Source organism: Sulfuriferula sp., from assembly GCF_054605375.1.
In genome coordinates, this window is record NZ_JBTSEG010000027.1 from 25,571 (window position 1) to 37,162 (window position 11,592).

Annotated in this window: 22 protein-coding genes; 14 read left to right on the plus strand and 8 right to left on the minus strand. The window is 52.7% G+C overall.

Going from position 1 to position 11,592, the window contains the following annotated elements; all coding sequences use genetic code 11:
* Positions 1–6: 6 nt before the first annotated feature.
* From ACYCZJ_RS13320 to ACYCZJ_RS13355, 8 genes are all read right to left on the minus strand, one after another.
* Positions 7–300 carry a nuclease domain-containing protein gene (locus ACYCZJ_RS13320; protein WP_461554715.1) on the minus strand — a complete coding sequence of 98 codons (294 nt, stop codon included), beginning with the start codon at positions 298–300 and terminating at the stop codon, positions 7–9.
* Positions 297–719: a recombination protein NinB gene (locus ACYCZJ_RS13325; protein ID WP_461554716.1), complete on the minus strand. Its 423-nt coding sequence runs from the start codon at positions 717–719 to the stop codon at positions 297–299. Before ACYCZJ_RS13325 ends, ACYCZJ_RS13320 begins: the two co-directional genes overlap by 4 nt.
* Entirely contained in the window at positions 692–1,081 is a 390-nt protein-coding gene (locus tag ACYCZJ_RS13330; RefSeq protein WP_461554717.1) for a hypothetical protein, read from the minus strand. Before ACYCZJ_RS13330 ends, ACYCZJ_RS13325 begins: the two co-directional genes overlap by 28 nt.
* Positions 1,078–1,722: a hypothetical protein gene (locus tag ACYCZJ_RS13335; RefSeq protein ID WP_461554718.1), complete on the minus strand. Its 645-nt coding sequence runs from the start codon at positions 1,720–1,722 to the stop codon at positions 1,078–1,080. The genes ACYCZJ_RS13330 and ACYCZJ_RS13335 overlap by 4 nt, the downstream gene beginning before the upstream one ends.
* Positions 1,715–2,545 (minus strand): replication protein, encoded by an 831-nt coding sequence (locus tag ACYCZJ_RS13340; RefSeq protein ID WP_461554719.1) that lies wholly within the window; start codon positions 2,543–2,545, stop codon positions 1,715–1,717. Before ACYCZJ_RS13340 ends, ACYCZJ_RS13335 begins: the two co-directional genes overlap by 8 nt.
* Positions 2,546–2,631: 86 nt before the next feature.
* A complete protein-coding gene (locus tag ACYCZJ_RS13345) occupies positions 2,632–2,871 on the minus strand; it encodes a hypothetical protein (RefSeq protein WP_461554720.1) in 240 nt (79 codons plus the stop codon).
* Positions 2,868–3,053: a hypothetical protein gene (locus ACYCZJ_RS13350; RefSeq protein ID WP_461554721.1), complete on the minus strand. Its 186-nt coding sequence runs from the start codon at positions 3,051–3,053 to the stop codon at positions 2,868–2,870. The genes ACYCZJ_RS13345 and ACYCZJ_RS13350 overlap by 4 nt, the downstream gene beginning before the upstream one ends.
* Before the next feature lie 9 nt (positions 3,054–3,062).
* Positions 3,063–3,470, minus strand: coding sequence for a hypothetical protein (locus ACYCZJ_RS13355; protein ID WP_461554722.1), 408 nt, complete (start codon positions 3,468–3,470; stop codon positions 3,063–3,065).
* A 763-nt stretch (positions 3,471–4,233) separates the two neighbouring features.
* Between ACYCZJ_RS13355 and ACYCZJ_RS13360 the strand changes: the two genes are divergently transcribed.
* From ACYCZJ_RS13360 to ACYCZJ_RS13425, 14 genes are all read left to right on the plus strand, one after another.
* Positions 4,234–4,422, plus strand: coding sequence for a hypothetical protein (locus tag ACYCZJ_RS13360; protein WP_461554723.1), 189 nt, complete (start codon positions 4,234–4,236; stop codon positions 4,420–4,422).
* A gap of 28 nt (positions 4,423–4,450) precedes the next feature.
* Positions 4,451–5,107 carry a pentapeptide repeat-containing protein gene (locus tag ACYCZJ_RS13365; protein ID WP_461554724.1) on the plus strand — a complete coding sequence of 219 codons (657 nt, stop codon included), beginning with the start codon at positions 4,451–4,453 and terminating at the stop codon, positions 5,105–5,107.
* Entirely contained in the window at positions 5,104–5,385 is a 282-nt protein-coding gene (locus tag ACYCZJ_RS13370) for a hypothetical protein (protein WP_461554725.1), read from the plus strand. The genes ACYCZJ_RS13365 and ACYCZJ_RS13370 overlap by 4 nt, the downstream gene beginning before the upstream one ends.
* Positions 5,382–5,555 carry a hypothetical protein gene (locus ACYCZJ_RS13375; RefSeq protein WP_461554726.1) on the plus strand — a complete coding sequence of 58 codons (174 nt, stop codon included), beginning with the start codon at positions 5,382–5,384 and terminating at the stop codon, positions 5,553–5,555. The genes ACYCZJ_RS13370 and ACYCZJ_RS13375 overlap by 4 nt, the downstream gene beginning before the upstream one ends.
* On the plus strand, positions 5,552–5,719 hold the full coding sequence (locus ACYCZJ_RS13380; protein WP_461554727.1) for a hypothetical protein: 168 nt from the start codon (positions 5,552–5,554) through the stop codon (positions 5,717–5,719). Before ACYCZJ_RS13375 ends, ACYCZJ_RS13380 begins: the two co-directional genes overlap by 4 nt.
* Before the next feature lie 246 nt (positions 5,720–5,965).
* On the plus strand, positions 5,966–6,583 hold the full coding sequence (locus ACYCZJ_RS13385; protein WP_461554728.1) for an ERF family protein: 618 nt from the start codon (positions 5,966–5,968) through the stop codon (positions 6,581–6,583).
* Positions 6,580–7,197, plus strand: coding sequence for a lambda exonuclease family protein (locus tag ACYCZJ_RS13390; RefSeq protein ID WP_461554729.1), 618 nt, complete (start codon positions 6,580–6,582; stop codon positions 7,195–7,197). The genes ACYCZJ_RS13385 and ACYCZJ_RS13390 overlap by 4 nt, the downstream gene beginning before the upstream one ends.
* Positions 7,190–7,699, plus strand: a complete 510-nt coding sequence (locus tag ACYCZJ_RS13395) for a hypothetical protein (RefSeq protein ID WP_461554730.1) — start codon at positions 7,190–7,192, stop codon at positions 7,697–7,699. The genes ACYCZJ_RS13390 and ACYCZJ_RS13395 overlap by 8 nt, the downstream gene beginning before the upstream one ends.
* The gene (locus ACYCZJ_RS13400) at positions 7,696–8,106 is read left to right on the plus strand and encodes a single-stranded DNA-binding protein (RefSeq protein ID WP_461554731.1); all 411 of its coding nucleotides are present in this window, start codon (positions 7,696–7,698) and stop codon (positions 8,104–8,106) included. Before ACYCZJ_RS13395 ends, ACYCZJ_RS13400 begins: the two co-directional genes overlap by 4 nt.
* 783 nt (positions 8,107–8,889) lie before the next feature.
* Entirely contained in the window at positions 8,890–9,195 is a 306-nt protein-coding gene (locus tag ACYCZJ_RS13405) for a hypothetical protein (protein ID WP_461554732.1), read from the plus strand.
* 83 nt (positions 9,196–9,278) lie between these two features.
* Complete coding sequence (locus ACYCZJ_RS13410; RefSeq protein ID WP_461554733.1) at positions 9,279–9,935, plus strand: DNA-methyltransferase; 657 nt, start codon at positions 9,279–9,281, stop codon at positions 9,933–9,935.
* A 90-nt stretch (positions 9,936–10,025) separates the two neighbouring features.
* Complete coding sequence (locus ACYCZJ_RS13415; protein ID WP_461554734.1) at positions 10,026–10,301, plus strand: hypothetical protein; 276 nt, start codon at positions 10,026–10,028, stop codon at positions 10,299–10,301.
* A gap of 422 nt (positions 10,302–10,723) precedes the next feature.
* Positions 10,724–11,179, plus strand: a complete 456-nt coding sequence (locus ACYCZJ_RS13420; protein WP_461554735.1) for a DNA N-6-adenine-methyltransferase — start codon at positions 10,724–10,726, stop codon at positions 11,177–11,179.
* Positions 11,180–11,233: 54 nt separating this feature from the next.
* Positions 11,234–11,443: a hypothetical protein gene (locus ACYCZJ_RS13425; protein ID WP_461554736.1), complete on the plus strand. Its 210-nt coding sequence runs from the start codon at positions 11,234–11,236 to the stop codon at positions 11,441–11,443.
* Positions 11,444–11,592: the final 149 nt, after the last annotated feature.

Below are 11,592 nucleotides of genomic sequence, written 5' to 3' on the forward strand. Positions count from 1 at the left end.
CTGTAGTCATTTCAGCACCCCACCCTTAACCAAAATTACCAAACTCCTCTCGAACGCCAGTTGAAACGCATCGCGCTTGTCTTCCCGGTCGGCTGGTCCGCTGTACCAGGCATGGCAGGCCGAACAGCCGTATGCGCCGAACACGTCATGCGCCTTGATGCCCGTGCCTTTGCCGTGGCGTAGCTGGTCGCTGTGTACCCATACCACCGTCGCGCTATCGTGATTGCAAACGCCGGGAATGTTGAACTGGCACTCTCTGCCGTTGGCGCTTTCGCGTATGCGTTTGTTGATGTAGTTCATGCGGCTAACCTCAAGTCGATATTTTTCTCGGCGCAAAACCAGTGCAGAAATTCCAGCCAATCAGAAAATTCCTTTTTGTTCATTTTGCTTGTGCGCGCTCCAAGCATTACCACCCCGCCACTTACTCCCTGCGCTAGCCGGATTGAGTCGCCCTTGAAAGCTACTGTCAAAATGTCCTTGAACTCGTCCGGCGTTAGACATTCCATCTTGCCATTTACCGGCCACTGCAATTGCTCAGATATAGCTTGCAGGATCGGCCATTGCGCTGCGTTCTGATCCAAGGTGCGGCTGGCCTCCGCTATCGTCACAATCATGCCCCCAGGTGCTTCCTGGACAGCTTGGGCGGCACGTCTGCGCGCTTCGGAATGGACTAGTCGGTAAACTTGCTTAGTCACAGCCCAGCCTCCAAGATCGTGCACCCACGCGGTCTGCTCTTGCTAGTCTGCGCTGGGTAGGATTTCTTGGGCGTATCGGCCATCCGGTGCACAATCCGATTTCCCTTGATAACCGTCTCGTTGCGGCGTGGCGAGCGGTTGTTCATGTCCGCCTGCTCTGCGGTCATCGTTGTTGTTACCAGCGCCTGCCATGTGGCTATCGTGCCGGGGATGCGCTTTACTTCGCACAGGTGCGCCATCATCTCCAGCCGGTAGTTGATATTCGAGCCTTTGCACATCCCCAAAGCGACGCGTATTTCGGTGTGAGTCATGGGTCCGTGTTCGTTCAGGAGGTCTAGGACGATCTGGCGGTTTTTTTCTGCGATGATGAATTTTTGCGCGATCATGCTTCTACTCCCAATGCTTCCCGTGCGAGTTCCAGCGATCTGTGCGGGTAATTTTGCGGGTTGGCGATAATGCGTTTCGCCCAAGCCTTGTAATCGGTCTTGCCTTCTCCCAACGTTACGTTCAGGCTTTTAACGCGCTGTTCTGCCTCTTCACGGCTGATCGACTGCTTGCCAGGTGCGGGTAGCTGTGCGCGATATGGCGGTATTTCGTCATGCTTGGCGTTGGTGATTGCTTGCGCCCATCGTGTCTTGATCTGTTCCCATCCGTGGGCGTTCAGGTCAAACCAGCCGATTGCGACAGCGGCCCAGTACACCTCTGGCCGGCTCCAATGGTCTTTCTGCTCGCCCTGCAATCGGATGCGCATCTGCTCGCATGCTTCTGCCCACTCAGCGCGTCCGTCGAGGACTGGCCGGCACAGCGTTAGAAACTCGGGCAAGGTAGGTGGAAATTTCAGCGTCTTGCAGGCTTCCAGCCCTTTGCGCAGTTCTTCGCCAGTGAACCCGGCGAGGTCTTCTGCCCAATCGTTTTTAACCTGATTGCGCGGCAAAGCGCCGTAGCGGTCAGCCCATAACGATCCATAGCGCGATTCCATTTTTAGGAATATTTTTTCTATCCACGAATCCGGTATTCTGTCAGGCAATCTGCTCTGATTCGCTGGTGATATCTCTGATAGGTTGCTCATATTTCCTCCGGGCTTCTGCCGCTTCTGCGGCGTATCTTTCACGGTTTGATTGTTTGCTGAACTGGTTCGGAGGTGCGTTCTGTTTTGGCATTTCCTGCCTGCGTACCCAATTGCGCCATGTTGCCGGCCAGTCGGCTTTTTTACCCTTCACCCCGGGTGCCGCTATCCAGTAATCTCGAAATACGTCTGCAACGGATTCGACTTGTAGGTCTGGGCGTTCTTTTTTGCAGAACTCAATATCGGATTCAGATGGCTTCCAGTCAGCAGGCAATCGCGTAGCGAGTGCACAAGGTTTATTACTGTCTTTTGGTATGTCTTTTGGAATGTCTTTATGTGTGTGCTGTTTTGGCACAGGTGGTGTAGCTGTTTCAGCATCGGTCTGTTGGCTGTTTTGGCACGGGTGCTGTTTTGGCACGGGTGCTGTTTTGGCATCGGTTGCCTGTGCTGTTTCAGCATCGGTTGACCATTTTTTATAATGCTTATTAAGAGACAATTCTGGTACGATTTGACCGTGCGAAAACCGACCATTTTCGGATTTGATCAGCACACCCATATCCACAAGTTCAGAGACGGCTTTAGAAGCATGTGAACGGTCTATGTTGGTCATTCCAGCTATTTGCCAGATGGAAAGCGCATCAGACTTTTTGTTATAACCGTAGGTCATACGGATAACGGCCAGCACAACCGCATACTGGCGTTTGCTGAAATCAAACTGGACGATGGCATCAAGTAGCTCATTTGCTATCCTGGTGAACCCGTCTTCTGTTTGCGGATTGCTCACTTACTCCGGCGCTCCCATCACCCACACCACCAGCGACAGCGCCACAAAAGCCCCAAGCTCCATAAGCCAGTTGATAAAATCGGTAATCAAGCTGCCTCCTTAAATTCTGTAAGCACTACATAATCAAGATCGGACACAAGGTCATCAATTGAAATTTCTTCGTTATAAATTCCACAAAAATACTGAGGGATATCAAGTAAAGTTTTTGAGAATTTCGATCCGTCAACTGGAAGCGTCTTAAATTGACCATTGATAAAAAACACAGCCCTGTCACCGCGTTTTGCGTCAAATATGATTTTTTTTGCTGCGACAACTGTATTAATCATTGCTCATTCTCCTTGTGATAGGTCATCCAATAGGTGGGCGCGAGGTGGCACCGCATCCTGTCCATTTCCGCCCCCTGGTACTCGATAAAATCCTGCTGGATGCGGTTGTCTTCCTGAATCACGTAGATGGTGATTAGGGCTATGGCTAGCAGGGCCAATAAAACGATTACCACAATGAGCATGGGTTCCTCCTATGAAGTAACGCCGACAAGCATCCGGCGCAATGCGGCTTCTATGGCGGCTCGTTCTACCCGCTCTTTTTCTAACAATTCCTGTGTTTCGCGCAGCTTCTGTTCAGTCTCAGTTTCGCGCTTTCGCGGGCTGTACAAGTCATATCCGCGCTGGTGCAGCATCCAAAGCAATGGCGCGTCGTTGCCGCACGTGTCCATCATCTTTTTCAGCTTAGGCCATAGAATCCCTTCGGTGCCAGATTGCCAACGGGAGAATTGCGCTTTATCCACTTCAAGCTCTTGCTGGAGCGTCTTGTCGAGCGCGTCACCACCCAACTCAGCACACATCTCCATAGCCGCGCCTAACGTCTGCTTGCGGCTGATTTCGTCAGGCCTGACGGGCATTTGCAGCGGGATTTGGTTAGGCATCGCAACACCTCCCAACAAGGTTGTGTGGAGTTGAGAACCTAGAAAACGGTAAATTTTTTTGCATGGTTAGGAAGTGACTTTTGATTTTTTAAACAAGTCAGGGCGCAGTAGCCTGATGTACATAAGGCGTGAATCAGGAATTCCATTTATGCGCCATTGGCTGACCGCGCCGGTCGTTAGGTTAAACAGCTTGGATACGGCACCTGTGCCGCCCAAAGCGTCGATTAGTTGAGAGTGTTCGGATGTGGTTGTCTCATTCATAATTCATATCTTAGCGCACTAAGAATCTCAAAGCAAGCGGTCTTAACGCACTAACACAATTATTTTTTAGAATGCGAAGATGAGTACTAGATTCCGAAATATTTCTTAGTTTGCTAAAATAGTTGTTGCTTTTGTTTCTTAGTATGCTAAGATTACATCACTCGCACAGCAACAGCGACAAGCAAACCCGGCAAAACCCGCGACGCGGGCATGGTACTGAAAGCAGCGGATCGGCTAACACAGGATGCCATATGCGGACAGATGATCAACTACCGGATGAAGTGCGATGAATGGATTGCTTTGTCGATAGGCGGCGTGAGATGGCGCGGCACGGATGCAGGTTGGCTGCATCGCTTCTTCTGAGGCTATTCGCTTGAGGTTGGCGAGCTCTGCGACGGCAACTAGCCATACACAGCGGAGATAGTTAGGAGCCTTGCCAGTTCGAGTCTGGCTCTATCGACAAAGCAATTCAGTTAGTGCGACATATTGAGGAGATGGAAAGATGGAAGCATTACAAAAAGAACTTGCTGAAATGCTGGACAAGCGCGACCGGATTAGAGCCAAGCAGATAGAGCGCATGACGGTGGGCAGCGCAACACGCGCCCGGACGACCACTAGTAACGCAGATGCCAGCCGCGTAAACGATAGGATCGTGTGGCTGCGTGAAGAAATCGCTCGATTTGGCGCTTAACCGGGGTGTGAATTTTGAGGAGAACGAGATGAATATCCAGATCAAGAACAGATTCAGCGGTGAGGTTATTTTTGAGCAAGACATTGAGGACAACACAGTTAAGGCTACGCTGCTGGAGGCGATTAACAGCGGTGCCTACCTGAGCGGTGCCGACCTGAGCGGTGCCAACCTGAGCGATGCCAACCTGAGCGGTGCCGACCTGAGCGATGCCGACCTGAGCGATGCCAACCTGAGCGGTGCCTACCTGAGCGGTGCCTACCTGAGCGGTGCCGACCTGAGCGGTGCCAACCTGAGCGATGCCAACCTGAGCGATGCCAACCTGAGCGGTGCCGACCTGAGCGGTGCCGACCTGACGCCGATTAGGGACGATATATGGGCAGTTCTGTCATCAGCGCCAAAAGAAGTTCCTGGATTGATTGATGCACTAAAAAATGGCCGCGTAGATGGCTCAACTTATCAAGGCGAGTGCGCGTGCCTTGTTGGAACGATTGCAAAAATACGACATGTAGATCATTCAAATATTGACGGATTGATACCAAATTCAAACCGTCCTGCCGAGCGTTTTTTCTTGGGAATTTCAACTGGCGATAAACCAGAAACCAATCAATTTTCAGCGTTGGCAGTTGAATGGTGCGAGGAATGGCTGGAGCGAATGAAAGCGGCATTTTTCGAGGTGCAATCATGAGCATAGCCGAAGCCTGCGCGCGCCACTATGAGGACCAACAAAACGCCGCTGACCGTATGGATGCCGAGATACAAGCCCGCGTCCCTGACCAGCGCAAGCTGATTGCCGCCGATGCAGATACGTGGATATTCAGGCATATCGAGGATGCAAATACCGAGCTGGCGAAGTTTTACCGGGCGGCAATGAAGCCGGATATGGACTCCGGCGAATTGGCAATGATTGTGCGCGGGCTGGTCGATGACGCGATTCTCGCAGCGCTGGAATGGGAGATGTCATGAACGCACAACTGCAAACCATCATCGACGAAATCCAGGGTATGCGCGCCGATCTGGACGATCTGGAAGTTAAGCTGGCGCGTAACGACCTGTTGCGCCAGAACATACCGCTCAATGATGATTATGCCGAGATTGAACAGAGCGCGTGGCTGGACGGAGGGTTCCCTAAATGAGCATAGAAAACCGTACCGAGCGCAAATACACGGCCACGCGCCAGATAGCCACAGTGGCAAAACTGATGGCAATGCAACTTAATCCTGGCATACCGGCGCACAAAGAACTGCTGGACGCGCTGGAACGCGCACTTTATCGACTGAGAACGGAGTTGGTTAAATGAAAACGACTGAGCGAGACCCCGAATCGCTCCCCTGGTTCTACATCCCGGTTTCTGCGATTGGATTCGCTGCGGTGATTTGGATGATTGCGGGGTGGCTGTCATGAACGTTACGCCCTACCTGCGCCCCGAGATAGCCGCCCAATTGCCGCCGCATCAAGGCGTAGAACTGAGCAAAGATGGAGTGCTGATGGTCGTGTTGCCTAGCGGCTACAGAGCGCCAATAACTGATTTAGTGAGGATTGAGAAATGAGCCTAAATATCCATCAACGCATAAACGAAGTCCGCAAGAAGATTGATTACATCAAAAAGGATAAGTCCGTCCAGAATTACAAGGCGGTGACACATGACCAAGTTACAGCAATGGTGCGCGATCATCTCGTTGCGCATGGCGTAGTGATTTACCCGAATCTGGTTAGCTCTGTGACGATTGCAACGGGCGAAACTACCGGCAAAGGCACGCCGATTATACGCGTTGAGGCAGTTTACGAATTCACCTTCGTAAATATCGAGGATGGCAACGACAAGTTCACCGCCAGCGTTTCAGCGCATGCCAATGACCAAGGCGACAAAGCCCCCGGTAAAGCCCTGAGCTATGCCAAGAAAGCCGTAATCCTCAAGGTGTTTGAAATCGAGACCGGGGAGGATGACGAAAGCCGCTACGAAACCATTCCGGCAGGTTTGACCGATAGCGAGATAGCCGACCATATCGCGGCGATTGAATCAGCAGCAGATACCGACGCTCTCAAGTCCGCATATCTTGCAGCGCAAAAGTCCGCACAAGACGCAAAGGATAACGCGGCATTCAAGAAATTCAAGGACGTTACCAATGCGGCCAAGGCGAAGTTTACCAAGGAGGCAGCATGATCTTGCAAGGCTCGCCTGAATGGTTGCAAAGCCGCGTCGGAATGATTACCGCGTCTCGCATTGCTGACGTGATTGCTAAGACTAAAACTGGCGAATCGACCAGCCGCGCAAACTATCGCGCACAGCTTGTGGCCGAACGGATGACCGGTCAAGCGCAGGAATCGTTTTGCAATGACGCAATGCGCCACGGCATAGAGCAGGAACCATACGCCAGAATCGCCTATGAGCTTGATAAGGGCTTAATGGTTGACGAGGTGGCGATGGTAAAGCACCCGAGGATTGAACGCGCTGGAGCTAGCCCAGATGGCTTAGTTGGCGCTCTCGGTCTAGTCGAGATCAAGTGCCCGAACACGGCGACGCATATCGGCTATCTGCTGGATGACAAACCTCCTGCAAAGTATGTTCCGCAAATGGCGTGGCAGCTTTTATGCACTGGCCGCGTCTGGTGTGATTTTGTCAGCTTTTCCCCATTGATGCCATTGCCACATCAATTGTTCGTCGTCAGATATATTCCTGAACCTGAATATTTAACCATGCTTGAGATTGAGGTTATTAAATTCGACAACGAAGTAGAGGGTTTAATTCAACGGATCGAGGATAGGAAGCATGGTTAGCGCAACGAATATTGCAGGTTATCGTTTTGGAAGATTAATAGCGATAAAGCGAGTTGGTACAAGCGCCAGGCGCAGAGCGCTTTGGAAGTGTATTTGTGATTGCGGTACAGAAACAATATGCATTAGTGGAAACCTGATTAGTGGAACCACAAAATCATGCGGGTGTTTCAAGGCGGACAGAACGAAAGAAGTAAAATTTATCCATGGGCAGAATTCTAGCAACCCAACTTATGGCACGTGGTCGGCTATGCGTGGGCGATGTAATAACCCAAACAATCCAAAATATCCATTGTACGGAGCAAGAGGAATTACGGTGTGCGAACGATGGAATGTTTTTCTAAATTTCCTAGAAGATATGGGTGATAGGCCACCCGGAAAAACCATCGATAGGATAAATAATGATGGAAATTATGATCCTGATAATTGCAGATGGGCAACACCAAAAGAACAAAGAGCAAACCAAGGAAGAAATTTACCTATTAACCATAAGGAATCGCAATGAACGTATTCAGCTTCACAGCACGCATCGGCAAGGATTGTGAAACACGCTTCACACAGGCAGGCGACGCAATCACCAATTTTACCGCTGCCGTTGACTCAGGCTATGGCGACAAGAAAGTGACTACCTGGGTCAATTGTGCGATGTGGGGCAAGCGCGGAGAAGCGGTAGCGCCATACCTGCTCAAGGGTACACAGATAGCCGTGTCTGGAGAACTGACTAACCGGGAATATACCGACAAAGACGGCAACAAGCGGTACTCACTGGATGTGCGCGTGAATGATTTAACGTTGATCGGCGGTAAGCCAGAAGGATCTGCCCCACGTGAGCAGCCAGCGCGCCAGCCTGCAAATTCTGGCGGAGGTACAAAGAACGGATTTGATGAGATGGAAGACGATATTCCGTTCTGAGGAAATAAGGACAATCGCCATGACCAAACGTAAGCATAACGTTGGAATTGAGCCGCCCGAAGGGTCGGCTCGAATGACGGGTTAGGCCGCTGTTTCCGAAGCGAGAGGAGCTGAGCATGCAATGCACTGAAATTGAACGGCCCAAAGCGCGCAAGCCGCACCGCTGCATGAGTTGCGGAGAAGGAATCGCGGTTGGCGAGACATACGCGCGCTGGCGCTGCTATGACGGCGGCGACGCCAGCACGAACAAGATGCACCAGGAGTGCTTGGAGATGCACCAAGCCGAAGCCCTGCGCTACGGCGACAGAGAGTGGGAATATTCGCCCTACTCGCACGATCGGCCAAAGCCCAAGGACCGGCCATGCACCTGCCACCCGGAAGATAGCCCGCCGCAGCCGTGCGCGAAACACTACGCGCTGAGCGCGAACTGCGGTGGCTGTTTCGTGCGGCCTAACGTAGAGTTAACCGGGCCGCTTTAGCGGCTCCGAGTTGAACGCCGGGTTGGGCGATCTTTCTGTATAAAGAGGAAACGAAATGGAAAACATTTTGGTAGACAAAGAAAAGCTGATACGGGCAATAGTCGGCAACACCGATGCGAACGAGCAGGATGCCAGAGCTATTGTGCACACAGCCAGACCTTTATGCTCGCATCCGAGTTGGAGTGCGCTGAATGCTGATTTGTACAAATGCGATTTGTGCGGTGCAGAGGGGCGAGAATTGAGATACCTGGCAGTGACGCCCAACGTAGAGCTAACCGGACTTGCGCCCGCACAGGAGCAACGAATGACCACCAAACCTACCGGCGCAAGTCCGGTTGAGCGCCCTGGTAGGCCGCGCGGGCTGGATACCGTGATGCTGACCGACAGCCCACGGGTGCGCGATGGCCTTTCGGACATGCTGACCGCCGCGATTGGAGAGCACGGCTACAACCTGGGTCATGTTGGCGTGCAACTGGCGCTGCTTGTGATCGAGGCCGCGAAACGCGCGGAAGACCGCGAAGACTGGTTCCCGCGCGGGAAGTGGGCCACGGTGCAAGCGATGCAGGAACGCGCTGAGCGCGAACTGCGGTGGCTGTTCCGTGGGGCATAACGCATAAGGTAACGCGCCGCGCTTCAGCGCGGTCGCTGTTGACCGCCGTGTTAGCGGGCTGGTTGAACAAAGTGAGGAACTAAATGGCTGAAAAAGTGGTGATTGGAAACGCGGAATTGTGGCACGGCGATTGCCTTGAGGTGCTTGCTGCGCTGCCAGCCGTTGATGCCGTGATAACCGACCCGCCATTTAACGCTGGCAAGGCGATAGCCAACGACAACCTTGACCAGAAGGAATGGCGGGCGTTTTGCAACCGGCTGGCTCTTGCACTGTGGGCAAATGGAGCGCCCAACGTGCTTGTGGAAACAGGGAAAGACGACGCGACCATGCGGCAAGAGCTTGAACGGTGGCTGCCTTACCGATACGCGGTGATGCTGAACTACACGAACAGCATGAGAAACGGCGCGATAGGGTTTGCGAACTTTGGCTTGGTGTACTGGTTTGGCGATGGGAAGTGCCACGAACGATACATGGACAGGATTGATGCCCCGCTGATAAGCACCAAGGACGAATTTAGCCACCCAACGCCGAAGATGGTGCCGCACTATGCGCGGCTTGTGGCGATGTTTAGCCCGCCTGGTGGCACTGTGCTTGACCCGTTTGCTGGAAGCGGAACAACTGGCGTCGCTGCGGTGCAAAGCGGTCGGCGGTTTATCGGGATAGAGCTGGCGCGTGAGCATTTTGATACAGCCTGCGAACGCATAGCACGCGCCCAGGCACAGGAGCGGTTGTTTGCATGAAGCCCGCTAACGCATAAGGTAACGCGCCGCGCTTCAGCGCGGTCGCTGTTGACCGCCGTGTTATGCGGCTTTTTCGATGAGGAGTAGGACATGAAAGCAAGCGAGATGCTGCAAGAGGATGACTTGGCGTGGTTGATCCGTTTCAAGGAAACCGCAGAGGACGACAACAGCTACGACACTCCGAAGCCAACGCTGAAACGCCTGATTGATCTTGGTGTGGTGCGCTCGCTCGGTTTTGGACGCTGCGCCACAACCTCGTTCGGAGATTGGCTTGTAGAGCAGCACTTCGAACAATCGCCGACGCTTCCGCTGAGAACCGAGGCTGACTGGCTGACGCATAACGTAGAGTTAACTCGGCTCCCGTAGGGAGTCCGGTTGAATGATTTGTTGGGCACTGGCCCGAATAGGAGAAGAAAGTGCGAATTAACGTTTACAGCCAAGAATTGACCAGCGAAGTGATTGTGGTGGCGAAAGAAAGCAACACTGGCGTTAGCCGCGTCTGAGTTGAAGCGATTGTTAGGTTGCTGGAGGTAAAAATGAACTGCGGACAATGCAAGCATTTTGTGCCATGTGGCTATAAGAACTGGGGAGAGTGTTCTGCGCCATTTCCAGCTTGGCTGGAAAGCGACGAAGGCGGAACGAATCAGGTTTGGGTGCTTGACGGGCATCCGAATAACTATGCTGAAAAGTGCGAAATGTTTGAGCAACCTAACGCTGAGTGAAGGGGCCGGCTGAAAGCCGGTCCCGCTTGCACGCCGTGTTATGCGGCGGATTTTAGGAACGGGACTATGGAAACCGATGTGATGTTCAGCCAGGCCACGGACATTTGGGGAACACCCCAATGGCTGTTCGATGCGCTGGATAAGGAATTTGGCTTCACGCTCGACCCATGCAGCGACGGGACAAACGCGAAGTGCGAGAAGTTCTACAGCATCCACGACAGCGGGCTGCTGAAGAATTGGGGAACGGAAACGGTTTTCATGAACCCGCCCTACAGCCAATGCGAGGAATGGATGCGCAAGGCATACGGGGCCGCGCAGGAAGGCGCGACGGTGGTTTGTTTGGTGCCTTCGCGCACAGACACGGAATGGTGGCACCGCTACGCCATGAAGGGTGAAATTCGGCTACTGAAGGGGCGGCTGAAATTTGGAGACGCCACCAACAGCGCACCATTCCCAAGCGCGGTGATTGTGTTCAGGCCGCGAGAGTTTCAACTTGTGGCATGGGATGCCAGAGCCGCATAACGAACCAGCTAAGGGGCGCGCCGAAAGCGCGTCCAGAGACTGAAAGGAGCGACCTTGAGCGACTTGTTAGGACTACATTGCAAGCGGAGTAATTCAATGATTAGCGGAACTTCTACGCAAGAATTGTATGTCGGCCCATATCGAATAACGCCTTTTGGAGATGATGGCGATTTTTGGATTGAACACGAAAGCAGTGAAGGAATGCAGATTTTCAAAGTTAATTTTGAACGGCTGATTGATGAGTTCTACAAGGCCGAGTTCTAACGCCTGAATTCACAGGCGGGCGGGCTTTATCGCCCGTCCGGTGGAATGACGTGTTAGCCGCGACACGCTGAAAACGCGGCACAACTGAAAGGAACAGCATGGAACTGCAACCACACCAACAGCGCGTAGTTGATGAGAAGACCGAACTG

Excerpts from the sequence above, each read along its gene's own strand:
- ACYCZJ_RS13370 (WP_461554725.1), top strand. The coding sequence starts at position 5,104 with ATGAGCATAGCCGAAGCCTGCGCGCGCCACTATGAGGACCAACAAAAC.
- ACYCZJ_RS13360 (WP_461554723.1), top strand. The coding sequence starts at position 4,234 with ATGGAAGCATTACAAAAAGAACTTGCTGAAATGCTGGACAAGCGCGAC.
- ACYCZJ_RS13380 (WP_461554727.1), top strand. The coding sequence starts at position 5,552 with ATGAGCATAGAAAACCGTACCGAGCGCAAATACACGGCCACGCGCCAG.
- ACYCZJ_RS13330 (WP_461554717.1), bottom strand. The coding sequence starts at position 1,081 with ATGATCGCGCAAAAATTCATCATCGCAGAAAAAAACCGCCAGATCGTC.
- ACYCZJ_RS13420 (WP_461554735.1), top strand. The coding sequence starts at position 10,724 with ATGGAAACCGATGTGATGTTCAGCCAGGCCACGGACATTTGGGGAACA.
- ACYCZJ_RS13375 (WP_461554726.1), top strand. The coding sequence starts at position 5,382 with ATGAACGCACAACTGCAAACCATCATCGACGAAATCCAGGGTATGCGC.
- ACYCZJ_RS13405 (WP_461554732.1), top strand. The coding sequence starts at position 8,890 with ATGACCACCAAACCTACCGGCGCAAGTCCGGTTGAGCGCCCTGGTAGG.
- ACYCZJ_RS13390 (WP_461554729.1), top strand. The coding sequence starts at position 6,580 with ATGATCTTGCAAGGCTCGCCTGAATGGTTGCAAAGCCGCGTCGGAATG.
- ACYCZJ_RS13415 (WP_461554734.1), top strand. The coding sequence starts at position 10,026 with ATGAAAGCAAGCGAGATGCTGCAAGAGGATGACTTGGCGTGGTTGATC.
- ACYCZJ_RS13395 (WP_461554730.1), top strand. The coding sequence starts at position 7,190 with ATGGTTAGCGCAACGAATATTGCAGGTTATCGTTTTGGAAGATTAATA.
- ACYCZJ_RS13345 (WP_461554720.1), bottom strand. The coding sequence starts at position 2,871 with ATGATTAATACAGTTGTCGCAGCAAAAAAAATCATATTTGACGCAAAA.
- ACYCZJ_RS13365 (WP_461554724.1), top strand. The coding sequence starts at position 4,451 with ATGAATATCCAGATCAAGAACAGATTCAGCGGTGAGGTTATTTTTGAG.
- ACYCZJ_RS13410 (WP_461554733.1), top strand. The coding sequence starts at position 9,279 with ATGGCTGAAAAAGTGGTGATTGGAAACGCGGAATTGTGGCACGGCGAT.
- ACYCZJ_RS13355 (WP_461554722.1), bottom strand. The coding sequence starts at position 3,470 with ATGCCTAACCAAATCCCGCTGCAAATGCCCGTCAGGCCTGACGAAATC.
- ACYCZJ_RS13385 (WP_461554728.1), top strand. The coding sequence starts at position 5,966 with ATGAGCCTAAATATCCATCAACGCATAAACGAAGTCCGCAAGAAGATT.
- ACYCZJ_RS13400 (WP_461554731.1), top strand. The coding sequence starts at position 7,696 with ATGAACGTATTCAGCTTCACAGCACGCATCGGCAAGGATTGTGAAACA.
- ACYCZJ_RS13320 (WP_461554715.1), bottom strand. The coding sequence starts at position 300 with ATGAACTACATCAACAAACGCATACGCGAAAGCGCCAACGGCAGAGAG.
- ACYCZJ_RS13350 (WP_461554721.1), bottom strand. The coding sequence starts at position 3,053 with ATGCTCATTGTGGTAATCGTTTTATTGGCCCTGCTAGCCATAGCCCTA.